The organism is Terriglobus albidus (assembly GCF_025685425.1).
In the GTDB taxonomy this organism is placed as follows: domain Bacteria; phylum Acidobacteriota; class Terriglobia; order Terriglobales; family Acidobacteriaceae; genus Terriglobus; species Terriglobus albidus.
Genome location: NZ_JAGTAS010000058.1, coordinates 69,386 through 92,434, shown reverse-complemented (window position 1 = coordinate 92,434; position 23,049 = coordinate 69,386). Strand labels below are relative to the sequence as shown.

The 23,049-nt window shown below is 57.7% G+C and carries 18 protein-coding genes; 11 read left to right on the top strand and 7 right to left on the bottom strand.

Annotated elements, in window-relative coordinates:
- Window positions 1–7: 7 nt before the first annotated feature.
- A complete protein-coding gene (locus OHL21_RS19685; protein WP_263419011.1) occupies window positions 8–1,081 on the bottom strand; it encodes a LacI family DNA-binding transcriptional regulator in 1,074 nt (357 codons plus the stop codon).
- A gap of 106 nt (window positions 1,082–1,187) precedes the next feature.
- Between OHL21_RS19685 and OHL21_RS19680 the strand changes: the two genes are divergently transcribed.
- Genes OHL21_RS19680 through OHL21_RS19655 form a run of 6 tightly spaced genes read left to right on the top strand, consistent with a single transcriptional unit; the run spans window position 1,188 to window position 7,370 of the window.
- A complete protein-coding gene (locus OHL21_RS19680) occupies window positions 1,188–2,357 on the top strand; it encodes a Gfo/Idh/MocA family protein (protein ID WP_263419010.1) in 1,170 nt (389 codons plus the stop codon).
- Entirely contained in the window at window positions 2,357–3,169 is an 813-nt protein-coding gene (locus tag OHL21_RS19675) for a sugar phosphate isomerase/epimerase family protein (protein ID WP_263419009.1), read from the top strand. The genes OHL21_RS19680 and OHL21_RS19675 overlap by 1 nt, the downstream gene beginning before the upstream one ends.
- Before the next feature lie 9 nt (window positions 3,170–3,178).
- Window positions 3,179–4,546 carry a glycoside hydrolase family 88 protein gene (locus OHL21_RS19670; protein ID WP_263419008.1) on the top strand — a complete coding sequence of 456 codons (1,368 nt, stop codon included), beginning with the start codon at window positions 3,179–3,181 and terminating at the stop codon, window positions 4,544–4,546.
- A gap of 2 nt (window positions 4,547–4,548) precedes the next feature.
- Window positions 4,549–5,322 carry a 3-ketoacyl-ACP reductase gene (locus OHL21_RS19665; protein ID WP_263419007.1) on the top strand — a complete coding sequence of 258 codons (774 nt, stop codon included), beginning with the start codon at window positions 4,549–4,551 and terminating at the stop codon, window positions 5,320–5,322.
- Between the two features lie 11 nt (window positions 5,323–5,333).
- Window positions 5,334–6,530 (top strand): MFS transporter, encoded by a 1,197-nt coding sequence (locus OHL21_RS19660; RefSeq protein ID WP_263419006.1) that lies wholly within the window; start codon window positions 5,334–5,336, stop codon window positions 6,528–6,530.
- A 54-nt stretch (window positions 6,531–6,584) separates the two neighbouring features.
- The gene (locus tag OHL21_RS19655; RefSeq protein ID WP_263419005.1) at window positions 6,585–7,370 is read left to right on the top strand and encodes a ThuA domain-containing protein; all 786 of its coding nucleotides are present in this window, start codon (window positions 6,585–6,587) and stop codon (window positions 7,368–7,370) included.
- A gap of 134 nt (window positions 7,371–7,504) precedes the next feature.
- On the opposite strand, the gene OHL21_RS19650 is transcribed toward OHL21_RS19655, so the two are convergent.
- Together OHL21_RS19650 and OHL21_RS19645 are read right to left on the bottom strand one after the other, a co-directional pair.
- On the bottom strand, window positions 7,505–11,011 hold the full coding sequence (locus tag OHL21_RS19650; RefSeq protein ID WP_263419004.1) for a TonB-dependent receptor: 3,507 nt from the start codon (window positions 11,009–11,011) through the stop codon (window positions 7,505–7,507).
- A 116-nt stretch (window positions 11,012–11,127) separates the two neighbouring features.
- The gene (locus OHL21_RS19645; RefSeq protein ID WP_263419003.1) at window positions 11,128–11,478 is read right to left on the bottom strand and encodes a hypothetical protein; all 351 of its coding nucleotides are present in this window, start codon (window positions 11,476–11,478) and stop codon (window positions 11,128–11,130) included.
- A 358-nt stretch (window positions 11,479–11,836) separates the two neighbouring features.
- Between OHL21_RS19645 and OHL21_RS19640 the strand changes: the two genes are divergently transcribed.
- Both OHL21_RS19640 and OHL21_RS19635 read left to right on the top strand, forming a co-directional pair.
- Window positions 11,837–12,517 carry a response regulator transcription factor gene (locus tag OHL21_RS19640; protein WP_263419002.1) on the top strand — a complete coding sequence of 227 codons (681 nt, stop codon included), beginning with the start codon at window positions 11,837–11,839 and terminating at the stop codon, window positions 12,515–12,517.
- Window positions 12,514–13,905: a sensor histidine kinase gene (locus OHL21_RS19635; RefSeq protein ID WP_263419001.1), complete on the top strand. Its 1,392-nt coding sequence runs from the start codon at window positions 12,514–12,516 to the stop codon at window positions 13,903–13,905. The genes OHL21_RS19640 and OHL21_RS19635 overlap by 4 nt, the downstream gene beginning before the upstream one ends.
- 127 nt (window positions 13,906–14,032) lie before the next feature.
- Here OHL21_RS19635 and OHL21_RS19630 read toward each other — a convergent pair whose 3' ends face one another.
- The gene (locus OHL21_RS19630; protein ID WP_263419000.1) at window positions 14,033–15,109 is read right to left on the bottom strand and encodes a LacI family DNA-binding transcriptional regulator; all 1,077 of its coding nucleotides are present in this window, start codon (window positions 15,107–15,109) and stop codon (window positions 14,033–14,035) included.
- Window positions 15,110–15,143: 34 nt separating this feature from the next.
- Window positions 15,144–16,604, bottom strand: a complete 1,461-nt coding sequence (gene araA, locus OHL21_RS19625; RefSeq protein WP_263418999.1) for an L-arabinose isomerase — start codon at window positions 16,602–16,604, stop codon at window positions 15,144–15,146.
- A gap of 145 nt (window positions 16,605–16,749) precedes the next feature.
- Here araA and OHL21_RS19620 point away from each other — a divergent pair, with 145 nt between their 5' ends.
- From OHL21_RS19620 to OHL21_RS19610, 3 genes are all read left to right on the top strand, one after another.
- Window positions 16,750–17,436, top strand: a complete 687-nt coding sequence (locus OHL21_RS19620) for an L-ribulose-5-phosphate 4-epimerase (protein WP_263418998.1) — start codon at window positions 16,750–16,752, stop codon at window positions 17,434–17,436.
- A gap of 7 nt (window positions 17,437–17,443) precedes the next feature.
- On the top strand, window positions 17,444–19,033 hold the full coding sequence (locus OHL21_RS19615; RefSeq protein ID WP_263418997.1) for a ribulokinase: 1,590 nt from the start codon (window positions 17,444–17,446) through the stop codon (window positions 19,031–19,033).
- 145 nt (window positions 19,034–19,178) lie between these two features.
- Window positions 19,179–20,276, top strand: coding sequence for an aldose epimerase family protein (locus OHL21_RS19610; RefSeq protein WP_263418996.1), 1,098 nt, complete (start codon window positions 19,179–19,181; stop codon window positions 20,274–20,276).
- 165 nt (window positions 20,277–20,441) lie between these two features.
- Here the strand turns inward: OHL21_RS19610 and kdpC are convergent, their stop codons facing one another.
- Both kdpC and kdpB read right to left on the bottom strand, forming a co-directional pair.
- Window positions 20,442–20,993, bottom strand: a complete 552-nt coding sequence (gene kdpC, locus OHL21_RS19605; RefSeq protein ID WP_263418995.1) for a potassium-transporting ATPase subunit KdpC — start codon at window positions 20,991–20,993, stop codon at window positions 20,442–20,444.
- A gap of 11 nt (window positions 20,994–21,004) precedes the next feature.
- On the bottom strand, window positions 21,005–23,041 hold the full coding sequence (kdpB, locus tag OHL21_RS19600; RefSeq protein WP_263418994.1) for a potassium-transporting ATPase subunit KdpB: 2,037 nt from the start codon (window positions 23,039–23,041) through the stop codon (window positions 21,005–21,007).
- Window positions 23,042–23,049: the final 8 nt, after the last annotated feature.

The following is a 23,049-nucleotide window of genomic DNA, read 5'->3' as shown; positions in this document are numbered from 1 at the left end:
ACACCTCCTATGACGTTCTCGAAGAACGGCTCCGTGTGCATCCGCAGGACTCGCGAATGACAAGGGAAGCCGGAATCTTGATGCGAGCGCGAGATGGCTTTGTCTTCTGCTCGATCTGCTCCAGCAGACGGAGAGTCGCCTGTTCAGCCATGGCCTCGATCGGCTGTTGCACGGCGCTTAAACGTGGGCGAATAGCGCGCGACAGCGGGATGTCGCCATAGGAAAAAAATGCCAGGTCGCGCGGTATCGAGATACGCAGTTCTTCGAAAGCCTCCAGGAAGAGCACCGAGGTATCTCCATTGAGAGGGAAGAGAGCCTCTACGGGCCGTTTACCGGTTCTTAGTGTTTTACAGATCTGTAATGCGGAGGCGTGGTCGTCGCAGCGGATGTAGGGAAGGGGCGGCAGACCGGCAGCGCGCATAGCATCCTGATACCCGAGGATCCGTTCCTGGATTGGTCTGATCTGGGCATCGATCCCGGTGATCGCAATCCGCTTGTACCCGTGTTGCAGCAGATGAGAGACCGCCTCGCGGGCTGCGGCCCGATCGTCGACGGTGACAAAGTCTACGCCGGCGCCTCTCAATGGCCGGTCGATCGCCACTGTCGGAATCCCTCCCATCTTCTCCTGCGGAATGTTGCTGCCTTGGGAGGATGCGAGCAGTAGGCCGTCGACATGATGATCGCGCATCCGCTCAATCAGTTCGAGGTCGCTGGTGGGATCGTCATTGGTTGCGGCAATCCAGACAAGATAGCCTCGCCCGTGAGCCGTCTGTTGCACGCAATGCGCGATCAGCGAGAAGAATGGGTTGGCAAGGTTGGGAAGGATCAGCCCGATGACCTTGGACGGTTGGCCCATCAGCACGCGGGCCGCGTAGTTTGGCCGATAGCCAAGGCGATCGATGGCAGCCTTCACCTTACGTGCGGTTGCCGGCGAAATATTCGGATTGCCATGCAGATAACGTGACACTGTCATGGTGGCAACGCTTGCTGCTTTGGCGACGTCGGCAAGGGTCACGCGACCCATGGGGCGAGAGACGGACACGGAGCCTCCATCATAGCCGCCGATTGGGAAGTCGGGCATCTTTTTATGCTTCCGGCGTTGACAAGCTGAAGACGCGGTAACTAGATTGTTAGCGCTCCCAATAAGGGAGAATCATGCGTTCGGCGAAGTGTAGACGGGTAGGGAGATGATGGCGGAACGAATTGGGATCATCATGAACGGTGTCACGGGGCGCATGGGATTGAACCAGCACCTGGTGCGATCAATCCTGCAGCTCCGTACCGAGGGCGGAGTTCTGCTTTCTGACGGGCGGAGGCTCATGCCCGATCCAATTCTCGTGGGACGCAATCCGCAGAAGCTCGAAGCGATCAGCAGACAGCATGGCGGCCTCCGCTGGAGTACGGACCTTGAGGCCTGCCTGGCGAATCCGGAGGACACGATCTACTTCGACTCGGGTCTGACAGGAATGCGCGAGGCAAGCGTGATGCGCGCCATCGAGCACGGAAAACATATCTATTGTGAAAAGCCGCTGTCGACGACCGCTGACAGCGCTGCGCGTCTCGCTGCGGCCGCGGATGCCGCTGGCGTCCGTCATGGCGTTGTGCAGGATAAGCTCTTCCTTCCCGGCGTCCGGAAGCTGCGCCGCCTTATTACTTCGGGTTACTTCGGTCGCATTCTTTCCATCCGCGGGGAGTTCGGATACTGGGTCTTTGAGGGCGACTGGGGACTTCCGGCGCAACGGCCCTCATGGAATTACCGCAAAGAAGAAGATGGAGGCATCATCCTCGACATGTTCGCGCACTGGCGGTACGTGCTGGACCACACCTTTGCGCCGGTGGAAGCGGTCTCTTGTCTGGGAGCAACACACATCCCAACCCGTGTGGATGAGGCAGGGAAGACCTACGACTGTACTGCGGACGACGCCGCCTACGGGACGTTTCTTCTGAAAGGCGGCATCATTGCGCAGTTCAACTCTTCATGGACAACCCGCGTCTATCGGGATGAACTACTCACCATGCAGGTCGACGGCACCGAAGCCAGCGCGATTGCCGGTCTGCGTGAATGCCGCGTGCAGCATCGTGTCAATACGCCGCGCCCGGTGTGGAATCCCGATATTGCGAACCCCATACCCTTCCGCGACAGTTGGACGGACGTGCCCGACAACATGGAGTACGGGAATGCCTTCAAGGTGCAGTGGGAGCTCTATCTGAAAGCTGTTGCCGAGGGGAAACCGTTTCCGCATGACTTCTGGGACGGCGCGCGTGGTGTGCAACTGGCGGAGCTGGCGTTGCAGTCATGGGAAGAGAAACGGTGGATGCAGGTGCCGCCGATCGTGCCTGTAAAGGCGGCGCACTAGTGGCAGAGCTCTCACGGTTGTCACTGAACCAGATCACGACTCCGGCATGGAGCGTTGGCGAGGCGGCGGAGGCCTGCGTGCGGCATAGCGTGCCTGGCATCTCTCTGTGGCGGCATAAGATCAGCGAGTTTGGCCTGAAGCAAAGCGTACAAGCCGTACGCGATGCCGGTCTTCATGTATCGAGTGTCTGCCGTGGTGGCATGTTTCCTGCTCCTGATGCAATCGAGCGCCGAGCAAAAATCGAAGGTAACTTCCGTGCTATCGATGAAGCTGCCGCGCTCAATGCCGATGTCCTTGTCTTTGTGGTAGGTGGCGCGGCTCCGGTAGGAATTGTCGCAGCAAGAGAAATGGTGCGGGATGGTTTTGCTGCGCTCGTTCCATATGCTGAGCAGGCAGGCGTCAAACTTGGGCTGGAACCATTGCATCCCATGTTTGCCGGTGACCGTTCTGTGCTAACCACTGTGGATGAGGCGCTGGAACTGGCAGCTCCGTACGCCGAAGATCGTGTCGGTGTGGTGCTCGATGTCTTCCATATCTGGTGGCATCCCCATGTCCTACAGCAGATCGCTGCAGCTTCGCACAGGATCATGGGCTTTCATGTCTCGGACTGGCCTGTGCCTTTACCCGACACGCTGCTGGGACGGTGCATGATGGGCGACGGCATCATTGATCTCCGAACGTTGCGCGCCACGGTTGATGCCGCTGGATATAGCGGGCCTATCGAGGTGGAGATCTTCAATCAGGCCATCTGGGATGAAGATCCGGATGCCGTCCTGACACGAACAAAGCAGCGATTTCTGGAGTTGGTGTAGAGACACGACATGCAGATCCATTCAACCATTCGCGCGGCTGATCTCAAGGCAAAGGCTCTCACGGCGGCAGAGCTTGCGGCCAATAAAACGCGGACGCTGCTCGGTCGTTGGAAGAGCGAAGATGGTGCGCCGGTTATCACGGTCAATGGGAAGTACACCTCGCGCAGTTGGACGAACTGGACCCATGGATTCCTGTTCGGAAACGCGTTGCTCGCTTTCGAGATCGGTGGAGACGAAGGTCTCGTCGACCTGGCCCGCGAACATATTCGGCGTGAGATGCCGGTTCATCTCACTCACACTGGCGTCCACGATCACGGCTTCAACTGCGTCTCTACGTATGGAAACCTTCGCCGCCTGATACGCTCCGGCCGCATCTCGGACAGCAGCGGCGATCTGGCTGCCTGCGAGATGGCGTTAAAGGTGAGTGGGGCAGTGCAGGCCCATCGCTGGACGCAGCTTTCAAACGATTCCGGCTATATCTACTCCTTCAATGGAAACCATTCGCTCTTTGTCGATACCTTCCGCACGTTGCGTATCTGCGGGCTTTCTCATGTGCTCGGTCATCTTCTGTCAGGGGAACAGGACAAACGAATCGACCTCCTCGATCGCATGATGATGCATGCCCGGACATCGGCCCACTACAACATCTACTACGGCGAAGGCCGCGATTCGTATGACCTTCCCGAAGATCGAGGCCGTACGGTGCATGAAGCGATCTTCAACCCCGCCAGCGGCGCCTTTCGTTGTCCGTCTACGCAGCAGGGGTATTCCCCGTTTTCAACATGGACCCGCGGTCTCGCCTGGGCGATGCTGGGAACAACGGAACAGATCGAGTTTCTGGAATCGTTGTCTGAAGACCAACGGCAGAATCACAGCGCTTATCAGGAAACACTGGAGGTGCTTCACAAGGCGGCACGCGCCACCTGCGACTTCTACATAGGCTGTGCGACGGCACGTGACGGAATCTGCTATTGGGATACCGGTGCGCCCGGACTGGCGTCCTTTCTGGAGTGGAGAGACCGCGATGCCGAGCCGCAAAACCGGTTTGAGCCGGTGGATGCTTCGGCGAGTGCAATCGCCGCGCAGGGCTTGTTGCGTCTCGGGCATCTTCTTGGAGATGCAGGAACCCACTACACCTCTGCCGGATTGACCGTCGCTCAGACGCTTTTCGAGTCGCGCTATCTCTCCAGCTCCGTGGAACATGAGGGATTACTGCTGCATACCATCTATCACCGCCCCAATGGTTGGGATCACGTACCTGTGCCTGGTCTGGCGCCACATGGCGAGTCCAGTATGTGGGGCGACTATCACCTGCTTGAGTTGGCCCTTCTGATGACACGGATTGCAGACGGAAGCTACTACACCTTCTTCGAGTAACCATGACAACACGGAATGTTGCACTCATTACCGGGGGAACACGAGGCATCGGAGCAGGTATAGCGGAACGCCTGGCTGCGGATGGCTTTGACCTGATGCTGGCAGGCCGGCGCAGTGAGGAAGAGATTGATCCATTCCTGACGTCGCTGGAACAGGGGGGTGCAACTGTCCGCTATCTTCGCGCGGACGTTGCGTCTCGTGACGATCGCGAGGCGCTGCTCCAAGCTACGGAAGAGGCATTCGGCCGTCTCGATGTTCTGGTGAATAACGCCGGCATGGCGCCGCGCCGTCGCGCCGATATCCTTGAAGCCGATGAGGCAAGCTTTGAGGAATTGATCCGCACCAACCTGCAGGGTCCATACTTCCTTACGCAATCCGCCGCACAATGGATGATCCGCCAGCAGGCCGTGAGCAGAGAGCATCGAGCGATTATCCATGTGGGCTCCGTTTCGGCTGAAGTTGCGAGCATCAACCGCGGCGACTATTGCGTCTCGAAGGCGGGCATCGCGATGGCGAGCCGCCTGTGGGCAGTGCGCCTGGCGGAGCATGGCATTTCGGTCTACGAGGTTCGTCCCGGCATTATTGCCACCGATATGACCAGTGCTGTGAAAGACAAATACGACCGCCTCATCCAGGGTGGTCTTCTGCTTGAGGCACGTTGGGGGACTCCCGAAGATATTGGGCGGGCCGTGAGTGTGCTGGCGCGGGGTGAGATTCCCTATGCAACCGGCTCTGTGCTGCATCTGGATGGTGGGCTGACTGTACCGCGGCTATAGGAGCGTGTGAATTGATCGCAACAGGAAACAGACGGTGGGGCTTTGCGGTAGCGAGCGGCATCCTTGGCTGGGTGCTTGATGCGTACGACTTCTTTATCCTCGTCTTCGTCATGAATGCGCTTGCAGCGCACTTTGGCGTAAGCAAGGGGCGGATTGTCGCCACGATTACTGCCACGCTGGTCATGCGTCCTCTAGGCGCGTTCCTCTTCGGCTACTGTGCCGATCGCTGGGGCCGGCGTATTCCTCTACTCTGCTGCGTGCTTTATTTCTCCCTTATCACTGCGCTGACCCCGTTAGCTCCTAGTTACTCCGTCTTCCTCGTGCTGCGCGCGCTTTATGGCATCGGCATGGGCGGTTACTGGGGCGTCGGAGCAGCACTGGTGATGGAGAGCTGCCCTGTATCCCTACGCGGTCTCTTCTCTGGAATTCTGCAGGCAGGTTACTCGCTGGGATATCTTCTCGCAGCGGTGATGGCGCGCACACTCGCTCCAGCGGTTGGATGGCAATGGCTTTTCTGGAGCGGGCTATGCCTTGCGGTCTGGATTGTCCTGCTGATTCTCTTCTCCCCTGACACTTATCGCCGGGTATCCACGGAAACTCGTCCTGATCTTCTGCGTACGATCGGCGCCCATTGGGGCAACTTCGTCCTGCTTACGGGTCTGATGACCCTGATTACCTGTCTCTCTCACGGGACCCAGGATCTCTATCCCGATTTCCTCCGAGTGGTGCATGGATTCAGCCTGCGATCGGCTGCCAATATGGCGATTCTCTATAACGTAGGAGCGGTTCTGGGGGCAGTCGTCTTTGGCCGTATCTCGGACTGGTTAGGGAGGCGCAACAGTATCTATCTCGCATTGCTCATTTGTTTGATGGCCGTACCAGCATGGGCATTTGGAGGATCGGTCGCGTGGCTTGCCGCAGGAGCTTTTCTCATGCAGTTTGGCGTACAGGGAGCCTTCGGTGTGATTCCGGCTCATCTCAATGAGCTCGCTCCGGAAGGCGCCCGCGGACTCTTTCCCGGACTTGTCTACCAGTTTGGTGTCCTGCTCGGAGCGCCGTGCGTGATGGTGGAGTATGCGCTGCGCGATTCGTTGGGATACGCAAGAGCCCTGGCTGTCTTTGAGCTCATTACCTTCGCGCTGCTGGCGGCTGCACTTACGGTGCGCAGAGAACAACGAGGCAGGGAACTGATGCGTGCCAGCATCTAGGCTCACCGCACCCCTTTCAGGATGTAGGTTTGTGATGAATGTTGGAGGGTAACGATGGAAAAACAAAAGAAGATCGGCCTTTATCTAGCGGCGGTTGCCCTCGTTGCCGCCGCGTTGACCCCCAATGTGGCGAGCGCCCAGAATGCCCGGCACGGGATGTTGATCTATACCCGCAATGGAAAGGGCTACGTGCATGACAATATAGCCGCCAGTGTAGCCGCCGTTAAGAAACTTGGCACGGAGGCTGGGCTTGAGGTCGATGTGACCGACGATCCGGAATATTTTGAGCCGGCACGCCTCAGTCGTTACGCTGTTCTCGTCTTCGCCAATACCAACAACGAAGCCTTCCTCACGGACCAGCAGCGAGACGCCTTCAAGGGCTATATCGAACACGGCGGCGGATTCCTCGGACTTCATTCGGCTTCCGGCTCGGAACGCTCTTGGCCATACTTTGCTTCGGTGCTTGGAGGCAGATTTGTCGAGCATCCACCGCAGCAGGAATTGACGGTCGAAGTGTTGGACCCCAACACTCCCTTCACCAAGGGAATGGCCGCCAAGCTACAGCACAAGGACGAGTGCTATTTCTTTACGCTGATGAATCCTGACATTCATCCTCTACTAGGCGTTCGGCGGTCAACACTCATCAACACGCAGAAGATGAAGCTGGATCTCAACAGCTATCCTGAGGTGCTGCCGGTGGCCTGGTATCACACCTTCGATGGTGGCCGGGAGTTTTATCTCGCGCTTGGACATAATAAGGAAGACTATGAGGATCCGATGATCCTTAACCTCATTCGGCATGGGATTCAGTGGGCGAGTGGAGTGGAACAGATGCGTTGATCCGGCCCCGAGCGTCGGGCGGGTGGAAGGTGGGATACCGATCACATCCAGCGGACGGTATGGTCAATAGGAAAGACCCGGCTTATGCCGGGCCTTTCCTATTGCTGGGATGCTAAGCGGAATCTTGCAGCCGCTTAGAAGTGGTATTTGACTGACAACTGCATGTTACGAGGGTTGTTGCGGACAGCCGTGATCTGGCCGAAGGTCGCACTTGCTACGCTGCTGGTTGGATTAGACCAATAGGCACTATTGAAGACGTTATCGGCATCAGCGCGGAAGTTGATCTGATGCTCGTTCCAGATGGTAAAGTCCTTGGTCACAGATGCTCCGTAGGTCTGGAAGCCCGGTGCGCGTTCCGAAGTAGGACGCGCAGTACCGAAGGTTCCAGGTAACGGCTGGCCATAAGCGCAAGTACCATTGTCTACGCCAGTGCATGGCTTCGCGGAAAGATCGGTGCCGAACCAGTTATTGATGGAACGGTTGACAATCTTCAACGGCCGATAGTGATTTGCGCGTTGTGAGTTGCCATTGACTCCCGAGTTGTTGCTTGCGCTGATGTTCACGGGGAATCCGGTATACGCAATACCTGTCATGCCCGTCTTCCACCCGCCAATAATCTCGTCGAGAATTCGCGGCATATTTCTACCCAGCATCCGGCCGCGGCCGACTGGCAGGTCATATACCAGGTTGTAATTGAGAGCGTGACGGATGTCCTGTCCAACAGGGCCCCACTCCGAGTGGAGATCGTAGACATTCTCTGCATATGCGCTGGCCACGGTAACACTGGGGACACCATAGAAACCAGTGCTGTTAGTGAGGCCTTTGCTGTAGGTGTAGTTAGCGGTGTACTGCAGACCATGCCATGCGCGCTGGCGGAAGCTGACCTGCAGGGAGTTATAGTTCATCGAGGCATTGGAGTCTGTATAACGAATTACCCCGTTATAACCAACGCCTGGAGTCGTATAGAAAGGCGCCGGAGCCAGGGTGAGGCAAGCCGCTGGAGGGTTGGGTACATTGACGGTTTGCACCGTGCTGCCGATGACGCAAGGATTATGTAGTTGGTTGCGCTGGTTTGCGGTAACCAGATGTTGGCCAGATTCGCCGGCATAACCGACCTGAAGAGAAGCGGAATTGCTGAACTGATACTCGACAGTCAGGTTGTAGATGCTGATGAATGCCGGCTTGATCTTCTTGTTCCAGACGTTATAGACATTAGACAACGCCGAAGCACTGCCAAAGCCACCCTGTACGTTATAGAAGGAGCCGGCAGTGTTGCCCGGGCCAGGCTGATTACCGCTCAGCTGAGAAGCAGACTGGAAGGGCAGGTTTGTGGTCATACGGAGGTTTGCACCAGTACCTTCCATATAATTCTGCAGGCCATACCCGGCACGAACGACGAACTTAGGATTCACCGACAAGGCAAAACCAACGCGAGGCATGATGCTGCCATAGTACGGATCAACCAGTCCGCGGCCATATCCTGCAGCACTGGCAGTGATGCAGGGCAGACCGAACGGTTGGCAAACCGAGGTGTTATTGCCGTCGATGATGATCCTGCTGGGATTCGCCGGATCGATGGTCGACATCTTGTGGTTAACCTCATAGATCGGCTGCGAGTATTCGTAGCGGACACCGAGGTTGAGGGTAAGGGTGGGAAGAACCTTCCAGTCGTCCTGGATGAAGTAGGCATCGCGCCATTGACGCATACCAACCGGACCGGCAACGCCGCCGATGCTCTTGAAGCCAGCGCGGTTCAGGAGGAAGTCAGCAGCGGTATAACCAGTACTGTGCCCGTTGGCAAGCGGGGTGCCACTGGCGGTTCCAGGTCCGAGATAGAAGAAACCCCCAAGTGAGCCGTCATTGCCCGGGTAGAAGTTGTTCTGCTGCTGACGAAGGAACTGCACACCAAATTTGAAGGCGTGGCGATCCTTGAGCCAGGTGAAGTTGTCACCATACAGGAAGGTATTGATGGTGTAATTTGTGCCGGTGTTCTGGTTGCCGAGAGTGGTGTACTCGTTTCCGTTTGTTACGGAAAAACCTTGTGGGCTATTGGAGTTGGTGAAGCCAAGTGCGGAGAAGCCCGCGAATTGCTGATTGACAGGGTTGCTGGATCCGATACCAAGAATGCTATCACCCCGCAGGCCAAAGACGCCGGTAGGATCAAGAAGCACTGCACCGTTGTTTTGAATGCGAGTGTAACCGGCGCGGAACTCATTGACCATGGCTGAGTTGAAGCTATGGATCTCATTGATAGCCACGCCGCGTACCGGGAAGGTAGGAGCACTGGCGAAGCTGGTAGGAAGGACGTTTTGTGTTGTCTGTCCCTGGTTCGCATACGAGAAGCGGACAGCTAGATTGTCCCTTTGCGTAGCCTTCCAGTCCACTTTGACATCGAACTGATTGCCATAGTTACGAGCTTTGGTTGGACCAACGTAGTTGTTGCGAGCCGGGCTATTGCTGCGGTCCGGTGCACGGTTGGCCCGCGGATAAATCTCAGGGTGGGCCAGCAGATACTGCGCCGCGGGATTGAGGATAGGAATCTGGTTATTGGCATATCTCGGATTGCCCGCGGTCGTGGCGTCATACAACTCAATCAGACGAGAGGGGCCAACACAAACTCCGCCCAAGTCGCCGGAACACATGAGGCCGGGATCGAGTAGTTCAGAGAAGTCGCCGTTGCGCATCTTGTCCGTTAGCACAGTTGCGGTCGCGGAGCCACCGGAATGATAACGGCCCCCCTGGTAATCACCGAAGAAGAAGAGCTTGTCCTTGAAGATAGGCCCGCCAAACGTGCCTCCGAAGATGCTGCGAGTGAAGGTGGCCCTTGGAACGAGAGTCGTACCGTGCTTGTTGGCCCAGGTGTTGGCATTCAGCAGGTGATTGCCAAGGAAGTAGAAGGCGCTGCCGTGAAACTGGTTCGTGCCGCTCTTTGTCTGATAGATGATGTCGCCGCCGAGCACATTCCCGTACTCCGCAGGTGCGTTGGCGGAGATGACCTGAACCTGGCCGATTGCGTCGACACTGGGGTTATAGCCTGGAGTATCATCCAACGTCTGATTGATGTTCATACCGTCGAGCAGGTACTGGTTGGTCTGTTGACGGTTGCCGTTGATGGAGACGGAACTGTTGCTGCTGGCATTCGCCGGGTTGTTGCCGCTGAGCGGACCCGAGATGGAAGCATTGCTGACGAAGCTGTTCGGCGAAGTGCTGATCGCGCCGGGAAGGAACATTGTCAGGGCATTGAGATTTCGGCTGACCAGAGGAAGGTTCTCAATAGCGCGTGTATCCAGCGTGGTGGCGAGGGTTGGACTCTCCGTATTGAGCAGAGGAGCGACCTCAGCTTCGACCGTGACCTTCTGGGTCTCATTTGCAACCCCCAGCTTGCCATCAATCTTCGCATTCTGACCCGTTTCCAGGACGAAAGGGCCATACGTTGTGGTGGCGAAGCCGGAAGAGGTAATCGTCACCTTATAGGTGCCGATCTGCAGGAAGCGAAGGCTGTAGATGCCTTCACTGTTGGTTGTGGTCGGAGTCTCAACTCCGGTATCTACGTTCGTTGCGACGACACTGGCGTTTGGAATGACGGCGCCGGAAGCGTCGGTCACGGTACCGTTGATGCTGCCGGTGATTGTCTGGGCCATAGCAAAGCTGCTACAGACAGCCAGGAGCATCATGACTATGAATCGAAAGAATCGAATTCGTTGCCGCATCGGTGTCTCCTAAAAGTGTTGGTACTGCGTGAAGGTGCTGCTTTTCTCTACTTCTTTGTTGTGAGCAAGTACCTGTAGCTGACCTTCCGGTACTGCATCTTGCCCGGCGGAAGATCGAAGTGAATGTATGTTTGGGCGAGATCGTGGCGAATCGACCACAGGTGAAGGTGCGCGGTCGATGAATCCAAACTTTGCCGTGGGGTAAAGAGGGCACCCGGTTCTGCTGTCAGTGTTGGCTGTGGTGGACGCTGCTTGATAGCAGCTTTCGCCACGACAGATCCTGTCACGTCAGTCGTACGTTCCCACAGACCTTCGCCAGCCCTCTGGGCAACGATGGAATGAGTCGCCGAACCGACAGGACAACAGAACAGAACGATTACGTGCTGGCTTAGTTTCACTGCCATACTCCACGGGGGAACTAGGAAAACGGAGAAGCCAAACAAACCAGATGGATTTTTACAGGCTTTTTGCGCATTTATGGCGTAAAAGCTCAGTTTTTTTGCTTGCGGGCAAGCTTATTTGTCCCGGCTATGGATGAACATCAGTCAAATGTCCTAGTTGGAATCCCGGAAGAAGTGACTGGTTGCCAAGCGATATACCGATATATCTTCTGTTACCGCTATCTTGGCTACTCCTGTTGCCGTTGGGAGGCAAGGCGGGAAGAACGCATTCAGGTCGTGCGACACAAAATCTGATACGGTGTGCTATTCAGCCGGTATTAAGCCATGGCAGAGACAATATGGATGAGGTATAAGAGTGCGTCTTCTCATCATTGAGGATGAAAAACGGCTCGCGGAGAATATCGCCCAGGCGCTTCGCGAGGCCGGTTTTGCGGTCGATCATGCGGCCGATGGCATTACCGGGGCTCACATGGCGGTGCAGGACATCTTCGACGCCATCATCCTGGACCTGATGCTACCGGGGAAAAGCGGCAAGCGGGTACTGACCGAGCTTCGCCAGACGAAGTCCCGTACACCTGTTCTGGTGTTGACGGCACTCGAGGGCAAAGAGACGATCGTCGACCTCCTTAACAGCGGAGCAGACGATTATCTGGCTAAGCCGTTTGACCTGGGCGAGCTGCTGGCCCGGGTTAAGGCGCTTATCCGCCGTGCGAAGGGTGTTTCGTCCACCATCATCCAGGTTGCCGACATGGAGATTGATACCGTTCGCCAGACGGTAAAGAGGCGCGGGCAGGAGATCGATCTCTCTCCCATGGAATACCGCATCCTGCAGTACCTCTCCTATCGCCCACGTGCAATCGTTTCGAAGCAGGAGCTGCTTGAACATCTCTACGACTTCGAGTGGGAGCATCACTCCAACGTTATTGAGGCTCATATCTCCAATCTCCGCCGCAAGCTGAACCTTCAAGGAACAGAGCCTCTGATTGAAACTCTGCGGCACCGCGGATACAGGTTGAGCGAGGAAGCTTCGTCGTGAACAAAGGCAGTTCGATTACGCGGCGGCTTATTACCGCTGTGTTGCTTCTGGAAGGACTCGCCGCAGTTCTGTTGATCGTCGCTGTCATCGTCAACGAGCATCAGGATGAGTACAGTGCCTTCGATGCCAACCTCAGGGCCTCCGCAAACGCTTTTCTCGGCGCCGTCCAGGAAGCGGAAGACTCTTCCCCCAACATTGGGCTCGATCTGCGAAGGATTCCGCGGACGCCGCACGCAATTTATCAGGTGACCGACGGTGAAGGGCACATCCTCGGTACCGAAGGGCCTGTACCGCAGCTCACCATCGAACCCGATTCTTTTCGGCGCGTCAAAATCCACGGTCACTCCTATCGCTTCTTTGCTCTAGACGGAGAACGGGTCGTCGATCCCGGAACCCCAAGTGCCGTAGTCCATCAGGTACACATCCTCTACGGACAGCCGGATGGCCGTGTGTGGCACGAGATCTGGGAGGCGACGCGCTTTTTCATGGTCGCCACCGCGATCTTGTTGGGAGTCACGGCGGTTCTGCTCGTCTGGATGATTCGCAGATTGCTGGCTCCGATTCATGTGCTGGCATCCGAGGCAGACAAGGTGAACTCCGTGCATTGGAGTTTTACCGCTCCGGAGGTAGCGATGCACCTTGTGGAGCTGCGGCCGCTCGCATCTGCGATTGAGCGGACCGTCAACCGGCTCCAGAGTTCGTTCGAGCAGCAGAAGCGTTTCACTCGCGATGCGGCGCATGAACTGAAGACAGACCTCGCTATCGTTAAATCCTCGCTCCAGTTACTCACCATGAAGGAGCGGAGCGTCGAGGAGTATGGAAAAGGCCTCGATATCGCCCTTGAAGATTTCACCCGTCTGGAAGAGACGGTACAGCAAATGCTGACGCTTGCACGCCTGGAGCAGCCTGCCGATGCCCTCGCGCCCAGATGTGCGCTTCACCAGGTCCTGCAGGACAACGTTACCCAGAGCGCCTCGTTTGCTTCGCTGAAGAAAGTCATTTTGACAGCCTCTCCCGTGACGCCAGTTTTCGTTCCCGTGGATGCGAGAGATGCGGCGCTTCTTTGCTCGAATCTGATTGTGAACGCCCTGCAGCATAGTCCCGATCATGGGATGGTCGAGATCGCCCTGCGGTCTGATGGAACGACGGCAACGTTGACCATTCGCGACCATGGCGAAGGAATTGCGGAGGAAGATCGTCCTCACCTGTTTGAACCGTTCTATCGCGGCGATCCGTCACGCAGCCGGAAGAGCGGGGGAACGGGTCTCGGCCTCTCGATCTGCAAGGCGATCTGCGACCGTGCCGGCGGAAGCATCGAGATCGACAATCATCAGGCGGGAGGCGCCATCGTCACGGTAAAGCTTCCTGTGTCGAATCCTGAAGCCTAAGGAGGTACTTTTCGCGGTCTGAGTAGATCGGTAGAGAAGCAGATTTCTCCGCTGTCCTTCACCGACCCAGCAAAGCTGTCTGGGAACCCCGACGCCACGAAATGAAAAGCAAAAACTTTCTTCCTGTTTAACGGCCGCGTTGCGCCTTCCCCGATTTTTTGCGCAGGTCGGCGAGTGTACCGGCCGGCACCGTCGTTGTCTGACGCACCACCAGCTTCGTTTCCACATCTCGCGGAGGCGTGGAAGAGTCGAGCAGCGCCGTTACGGCACTGGCGGCGATATCTCTCCCGGACATGCGGATCGTGGTCAGTGGGGGCAGCATATATTCGCTGATACGGATGTCGTCGAATCCGATCAGGGAGATATCTCTGGGAATCGACAATCCGGCCCGCGAGAGCGCATGCATGGCGCCGATGGCGGTCATGTCATTCGAGCACATGATGGCGGTGGGTGGTCTGCTGAGGGTAAGCAGGTGCTCTACGCCACGCTCGCCGCCTTCCACCGTATGGTCTCCGTAGAAGACGTAGCTCTCCGGCACACGCAATCCGATGTCGTCGACTGCGTTGCGAAAGGCCTGCAGCCGGGCCACCGCAGAGTGAAGACGCTCCGGTCCGGAGATGAACGCAATCCTGCGGTGTCCGAGCACGGCCAGATGTTGCACTGCCTCGTAGATACCCTTCTGGTAATCCACCCGGATCGTCGAAATCCCCTTCTTTTTGGGGGCCAGGTCGATAAAGACCATGGGAATGCCCTGGGATGCCAGACGATCCAGAAGAGGCTCTTCGATGCCGAAGGTCATCACGGCAACGCCCTCGACCTTGCGCTCCAGCATGCGCTGTATGCACAGCTCCATGCGCTGCAGGTCATAGTTAGTCGAGCCGATGAGGGTCTCATAGCCGACCTCGACGGCCTTGTCCTCGAAGCCCTGAATCAGTTCCGGGAAGAAGGGGTTGGTGATGTCGGAGATGATGACGCCGAGTAGTTTGCTGCGTCCTGACACCAGGGCGCGAGCCTGGGTATTGGGAACATACCCAAGCTTTTGAATGGACTCCCAGACCTTCTTGGCCAGGGCCGGATCGACAGACGGGACCTTATTGATGACACGCGATACAGTTGCCACTGAAACTCCGGCCGCGTGTGCTACGGTGCGAATATCCAGACGGCTCTTTGCACTCCTGGCGTCTGACCGCTTGCGTTTTTTCAAACCGATCGATCCTCGTCTCTGCCCGGCGACGACTCTAGCCGCGCGTTAATGCCTGGCGGATATCGCGCAGCCTGGTCTCGGCATCGATGCGGATCAGCTCAATTCCGGCAATCGCTGCAAAGTCTTCCATGTGCTCCATCGTAAGCGCCTGACTGAAACCTGTGTGGTGCGCTCCTCCGGCATAGATCCACGCGGCTGCCGCTGTCTTCAGGCTCGGCCGGGGAATCCAGACGGCCCGTGCTACCGGCAGGCGAGGCAGATCGTGCTCCGCAGGAATCACATCCACATCGTTGACAATCATACGGAAACGGTCGCCCATGTCGACAACACTGGCAACGATAGCAGGCCCGGCAGGCGTATTGAAGACCAGACGGACGGGATCCGCCTTGCCGCCGATACCGAGAGGATGAACCTCAAGCGAGGGTTTACTGTCAGCAATGGAGGGGCAAATCTCCAGCATGTGCGATCCCAGCACCTTAGGTGTGCCGGAGAAGTCGTAGGTATAGTCCTCCATGAACGACGTTCCGCCTGTCAGACCCTGCGCCATCACCTTCATCACGCGAACCAGTGCGGCCGTCTTCCAGTCGCCTTCGCCGCCGAATCCATAGCCATCAGCCATCAGGCGCTGCGTGGCAATACCGGGAAGCTGACCCATCCCGTGCAGGTCTTCAAAGGTGTCGGTAAACGCACCGAAGCCGCCTTCGGTCAGAAACGCGCGCAGACCCAGCTCAATGCGGGCGGCTACCGTCAGTGAGTCGGCCCGGTCATGCTGGCTTGCGATCGAGTAGCTCTCGCGGTATTCGCTGACCAGTCTGGCGACCTCCTGGTCACTGAACTGTGCCATGCGATCCGTAAGATCGCCGATGCCATACCCGGAGACGGTGTATCCAAAGACGCGCTGGGCCTCGACCTTGTCGCCTTCGGTGACGGCGACGTGGCGCATGTTATCGCCAAAGCGGGCGACCTTCAGGTTCTGGGATTCGTGCCAGCCGAGCGCAGCACGGCTCCAGACGCCAATCTCGGCGACGGTTTCAGGATCGGCGAAGTAACCGACAACGACCTTTCTGGGCAGGCGGAGCCGCGCGGTAATGTGTCCGAACTCGCGGTCGCCATGGGCGGCCTGGTTCAGATTCATGAAGTCCATGTCGATGGTCGCCCATGGCAGCTCGCGGTTGAACTGGGTATGGAGCTGCAGGATCGGCTTGCGGAGCAGCGACAGACCGGCGATCCACATCTTGGCTGGAGAAAACGTGTGCATCCATAGCACCAGGCCGATGCAGATCTTGCTGGAATTGGCCTCCTGGCACAGGTCTCGAATCGCTTCGGGAGAGGTGAGTGTCGGCTTCCAGACCACCTTGGCAGGAATGGCCGCGCTGCTGTCGAGCGAGACGGCAATCTTCGAAGAATTCTCCGCTACCGTTGCCAGGGTTTCAGGACCATAGAGGTGCTGGCTGCCGGTCACAAACCAGATTTCCAGAGAAGCTGTCGATGCCATCGATACGTTTTCCTTTCGGGGTTGCCCCCTTCACGGTAATCGTTTACCCGAAGAGTTGCAAGGGAGCCCAGATTGCCTGCTGGTCTCTACTTGTTCCGGCTTCTTCAGAAAACGTATACTCACCGCATTCCACATAAGGTGCGACATGCTTCAGGAACTGAAAGAGAAAACGCTCGAAGCCAACCTTGACCTCGTACGGCGCGGCCTCGTGCTCTACACCTTTGGCAACGCCAGCGGTATCGACCGCGAGAGCGGTCTGGTGGTCATCAAGCCCAGCGGCGTGGATTATGACGCGCTTCGCCCGGAACACATGGTAGTTTGCGATCTCGACGGTAATATCCGGGAGGGCGATCTGCGGCCCTCCAGTGATCTGAAGACGCACCTGGAGCTGTATCGAGCCTTTCCTTCTATCGGTGGGGTCGTGCACACCCATTCGGAGAACGCTACGGCTTGGGCTCAGTCTGGCCGCGAGATTCCGGCGCTTGGAACCACGCACGCCGACTACTTCCATGGTCCCGTCCCGTGTACACGCGAGCTGACGGACGACGAGATCAACGGCGATTATGTGCTGAATACCGGCTACGCCATCACCGAGCGTTTCGAGGGCATCGATCCCTTGGCTGTTCCCGCGGTTCTAGTGGCTGGACATGCGCCTTTTGCCTGGGGTCGCGATCCGATGGATGCAGCTCACAATGCGGTTGTTCTGGAGGCGGTGGCAAAGATGGCTTTTATGACCGTCCTCTTAAATTCCGCTGCCGGCGTATCGCAGGCACTACTGGACCGGCATTACTTCCGCAAACATGGCGCGAACGCCACCTACGGACAGAGGTAAGGAAAAGATGGCTATTGTTGCAGGCGCAGATTTTGGAACGCTCAGCGTTCGTGTGACCTTATTGGATTCGGAAAAGGGAAGACTTGGTACAGCGGTCGCCGAGTATCCGTTGCACCGCCGCCGCGAAGATCCGGATTATGCCACGCAGTCGCACGATGACCAGATGGAAGCTCTGGTTCGGGCGACGCGGCAGGTACTGGAGCAGACTGGCACCCGTGGCGAGGATGTCGCTGCGATGGCGCTGGATACGACCGGTTCCAGCGTGCTGATGGTGGACAGCGCGATGCAGCCTATCGGGCCCTACTACCTGTGGTGCGATCATCGCGCACACCGCGAGGCCCGTGAGATTACCGAACTGGCCCACGCGACCGGGTTGGAAGCGATCGAATGGTGTGGAGGCGTCTACTCCCACGAGTGGGGATGGGCGAAGCTGCTGCACTGGCTGCGTCATGCCACTCCGGAGGAGCGCGGCCGGTTCGGAACCGCAATCGAGAACTGTGACATGGTGGCGGCAACGCTTACGGGGGTTAGTGATCCCGCAAAGATCAAACGATCCGTCTGCGCCATGGGGCACAAGTGGATGTGGAATCCGAAGTGGGGTGGCATGCCTTCGGAGGAGTTCCTGGTCAAAGTTGATCCATTGCTCGCAGGCGTACGGGAGAAGATTGGCGGCGAATACCTGACCTCCGATCATATTTACGGAGGCCTGCATTCACACTGGGCCGAGCGCATGGGGCTGAAGGCGGGTATTCCTATTCCAGTGGGCGCCTTCGATGCGCATTGGGACGCATTGGGAGCAGGCTGCAAGGAGGGCGATGTCGTCAATGTCGTCGGCACGTCGACCTGCATCATCGCGATGGCGGAGAAGACGCAGCTTGTCCCCGGTGTCTGCGGTGTGGTTCCAGGCAGCGTTGATCCGCAGCTCACCGGTATTGAAGCGGGGCTCTCCGCGGTCGGCGATATCTTCGAAGCGATTGCGCGGCGCGCCGGGAAGAACGTGAAAGAACTGGCCCAAGGCGTGGAGAGTTATCGTGCAGGTCAGACCGGTTTGCTGCGCCTGAGCTGGGACAACGGAGATCGCACCGTTTTGGTAAACCCGGAGCTGGGTGGTATCACGCTCGGTTGGAACCTCATTCATACTGCACAGGATGAGCTGCATGCCGCCATTGAAGGCACAGCCTTCCACACGCGCATCATCCTGGAACGCATGGAAGAGTATGGGGTACCCGTCGAACGCGTGATCAATGGAGGCGGCATCCCGCAGAACAACGCAACCCTGAACCAGATCTATGCGAATGTGCTGAACAAGCCGGTGCTTGTTCCGGATGGCGTACCGACCAGCCTCGGTTCCGGCATCATTGCACTGGTAGCTGCCGGGGTTTATCCCTCTATTGAAGCCGCGCAGGCCGCACTCTGCCTGCCGTTCAAGACCTACATGCCAGAGGCGAAGGCCGCGGCTGTCTACGAGCGCCTGTACGCGCTCTACCGTAAGGTGTACTTTGCTTTTGGACGTCCGGATGCATCGGCGGCGGTTCTGGGAGATGTTCTGCCCCAGCTTCGCGAGATCGCCCGGGAGAGTCTGGAGCAATTCTCCTAATACTGTAGTGTTGGATAAATCTGTGAATGCCGTTTTCCTCGCAGGAAAACGGCGCAAACAGTCAAAGCTTCGCTCTACACCTTTAGGAGAAATGCTCTGGCGATGGACATAACAGGCAACGCCTGAAGCACACGAGGAGAAACGGATGTTCAAGCGGTGGTTGACGGCTGTGATGATGACTGGAATGGCGCTGCACGCCATGGGCCAGGTAACAAAGGCGGCTTTCGGCAAGATGCCGGACGGACAGGGAGTAGACGTCTACACCCTCAAGAGCCCGCAGGTCGAAGCGAAGGTGATGACCTACGGAGCGAAGCTCATCAGCATCAAGACGGCTGATCGTTCCGGCAAGGTCGCCGACGTGATGCTGGGCTTCGATACGCTTCCCGAGTGGTTGAAGGATAAGACCTACAACGGTGCTGTGGTCGGCCGCTATGGCAACCGCATCGCTCTCGGTAAGTTCACCATCGACGGCCAGACCTATCAGGTTCCCACGAACGATGGTCCCAACGCGCTGCATGGCGGCCCGGTCGGCTTTGATAAGAAGCTGTGGACGGCGAAACAGGTGCCGAACGGCGTGGAGCTGACGCTCATCTCTCCTGACGGTGATATGGGTTTTCCCGGCAAGTTGACCGCGCAGGTCACCTATACGCTGAAAGGGAATGCCCTCCGCATCGACTACAGGATGACCACCGATAAAGCCACCGTCGTGAATCTCACGAACCATACGTACTTCAATCTCACGGGTGGAACGGAAGATATCCTCGGACATCAGATCCGTATCAATGCTGACCATTACACGCCCACCTCAAAGACGTTGATCCCGACAGGCAATATGGATGTCGTCGAGGGGACACCGATGGACTTCCGTACCCCTCATGCGATCGGCGAGCGTATCGGCGCCAACTTCGAGCAGCTCACCTTTGCCGGTGGATATGACCATAACTGGATTCTGAACGGGCCGAACGGCGTGATGAAGCTTGCTGCTGAGGTGGTTGAACCGAAGAGCGGACGCACATTGACGGTAACCACTACCGAGCCGGGCGTACAGTTTTACTCCGGCAACTTCCTGGACGGCTCGCTGACAGGCCGCGGCGGTGTGAAGTACACCAAGCGCATGGGCCTCTGCCTGGAGACACAGCACTATCCCGACTCACCCAACAAACCAGGCTTCCCGACGACGCTGTTGAATCCCGGCGAAGTACGTACTTCGTCAACGGTCTTCACCTTCGGCGTCGCTCACTAATTATCGCGAAGCTAAAACAATGGCCAGACGCCGATGGGTGTCTGGCCATTGCAACTTTTGGATGTTTTTATGTCATCGGTCCCGCCCGGGTGCCCCACCTCACAACGTTAGGGTGGGCAGGGTAATCCCAAAGTTCTAACAGAGACGAACTGTTCCCGATGGGCACTAGATCCCAGCATCCAGCGCCAGATTCAACGCCAGCACATTCACGCGAGGTTCTCCCAGCAGACCAAACTGACGATCGATAATGTGGGCTTCCACGAACCTTTTCAATTTGGCTTCGTCCAGATGACGTTCCGCCGCAACCCGCGATACCTGGGCCAGAGCGGCGGCGGGCGAGATGTCAGGATCAAGACCCGATCCTGACGCCGTGACCAGATCCACCGGCACGTTGTTCACCTTCTCCGCGGCAACGCTGGCCGCCACGCGATCGACGAACGCCTTGTTCGTGGGAGCGAGATTTGATCCGCTGGATGCCGATGCGTCATACCCTGTGCCGGCCGCTGAAGGCCGGCTGTGAAAGTAAGTGGGCCCGGTGAAGGGCTGGCCAATCAGTTTTGAACCGATCAGCTCGTCCTTCCGGGTCACAAGCTGCCCATTCGCCTTATCCCGAAAGACAAGCTGTGAGATCGCGGTGATCGCCAGCGGATAAACAATCCCCAGCAGCACGGCGGTAACCAGGGTATAGAGGGTTGCGGTAATGAGATGTTTCTTCATGGTGAGTTCCTCTATGCAAGATGCATGGCGACGATGACGATATCGATCAGCTTGATACCGGCAAACGGTACGATGATGCCGCCCAGTCCATACACCAGCAGGTTGCGCTGCAGCAGGGCGGCGGCGGACATGGGCCGGTAGCTGACTCCGCGTAGTGCCAGGGGGATTAGGGCGATGATAATGACCGCGTTGAAGATGATGGCCGAAAGGATGGCCGATTCTGCATTATGCAGATGCATGATGTTCAACGCGTTCAGCACCGGGAAGAACCCAGCGAACATTGCTGGGATGATGGCGAAGTACTTGGCCACATCGTTAGCGATGGAGAAGGTGGTCAGAGCGCCTCGGGTCATCAGCAGTTGTTTGCCGATGGCGACGATCTCGATCAGCTTCGTCGGATTACTGTCGAGGTCGACCATGTTGCCTGCCTCTTTCGCCGCCTGCGTGCCGCTGTTCATGGCGACACCCACATCGGCCTGCGCGAGTGCGGGAGCATCGTTGGTGCCGTCGCCGGTCATGGCCACCAGCTTGCCCTCCGCCTGCTCGCGTTTGATCAGGTCCATCTTGTCCTTCGGCTTTGCCTCAGCAAGGAAATCATCGACGCCCGCTTCCCGCGCAATGGCCGCGGCGGTCAACGGATTGTCGCCGGTGATCATGACGGTGCGAATGCCCATGGCGCGGAGCTGCTCGAAGCGCTCGCGCATGCCACCTTTGACCACGTCCTTCAGGTGAATGACGCCGAGAGCCTTGCCATTCTCCGCAACGACCAGCGGAGTGCCGCCACTGCGGGCGATCGTTTCCACGGCTTCGCGCACCTCGGCCGGCATCTGTGAGCTGTGCTCCTGCAGGTAGCGGGCGATGGCGTCAACCGCTCCCTTGCGGATGCTTCTACCTTCTACCTCGATGCCGCTCATGCGTGTGGTTGCGGAGAAGGGAACGAACTCCGCATGCATCTGACCCAGTTCGCGTCCGCGAAGGTTGTACTTCTCCTTCGCGAGAACAACAATGGAACGTCCTTCCGGAGTTTCGTCCGCCAGCGATGAGAGCTGAGCAGCGTCCGCAAGAACTTCGGCCTTTACTCCGGGCGCCGGTACGAACTCCGATGCCTGACGGTTGCCGATGGTGATGGTTCCCGTCTTGTCCAGCAGCAGCGTGTTGACGTCACCGGCTGCTTCAACGGCACGTCCAGAGGTTGCCAGCACATTGTGCTGCACCAGGCGGTCCATGCCGGCGATGCCGATAGCGGACAGCAGGCCCCCGATCGTTGTCGGAATCAGACAGACCAGCAACGAGACCAGAACGAAGACTGTCTGCGGTGCGGCCGAGTAGATGGCGAAGGGTTGCAGCGTCACCACCGCCAGCAGGAAGATGATGGTCAGTCCCGCGAGCAGGATATTCAGTGCGATCTCGTTCGGCGTCTTCTGCCGTTCCGCGCCTTCCACCAGAGCGATCATGCGATCGAGGAAGGTCTCACCGGGGTTGGAGGTGATGCGGATGGTGATCACGTCGCTGAGCACGCGTGTTCCGCCGGTAACAGCGGAGCGGTCACCGCCTGCTTCGCGGATTACCGGAGCAGACTCGCCGGTGATGGCCGATTCATCGACGGAAGCGATGCCTTCAATGACTTCGCCATCGCCTGGAATCATCTGTCCGGCACTGACTTGTACGACGTCGCCGGACCGCAGTTGCGAGCTGGCAATCTGCTCGATGCCATTTTTGCCAACGCGGAAGGCTGTCGTCTCTGACTTCGCCTGGCGCAGAGCATCGGCCTGAGCTTTTCCGCGGCCTTCCGCCATGGCTTCAGCGAAGTTTGCAAACAGGACCGTGAACCAGAGCCAGAGCGTGATCTGTAGGTCGAACTGGAAGTGTCCACGCCTGGTGGTGAGATTCAGAATGAGCAGCACTGTGGTAAGTACGCTGCCGATCTCCACCACGAACATGACGGGGTTCTTCATCATGACTTTTGGTGAAAGCTTCAGCAGTGCATCCACCGAGGCGCGGCGGACGATTTTGCGATCAAACATGGAGCGGCGTTTTGCGTGCGACATCTCCGGTC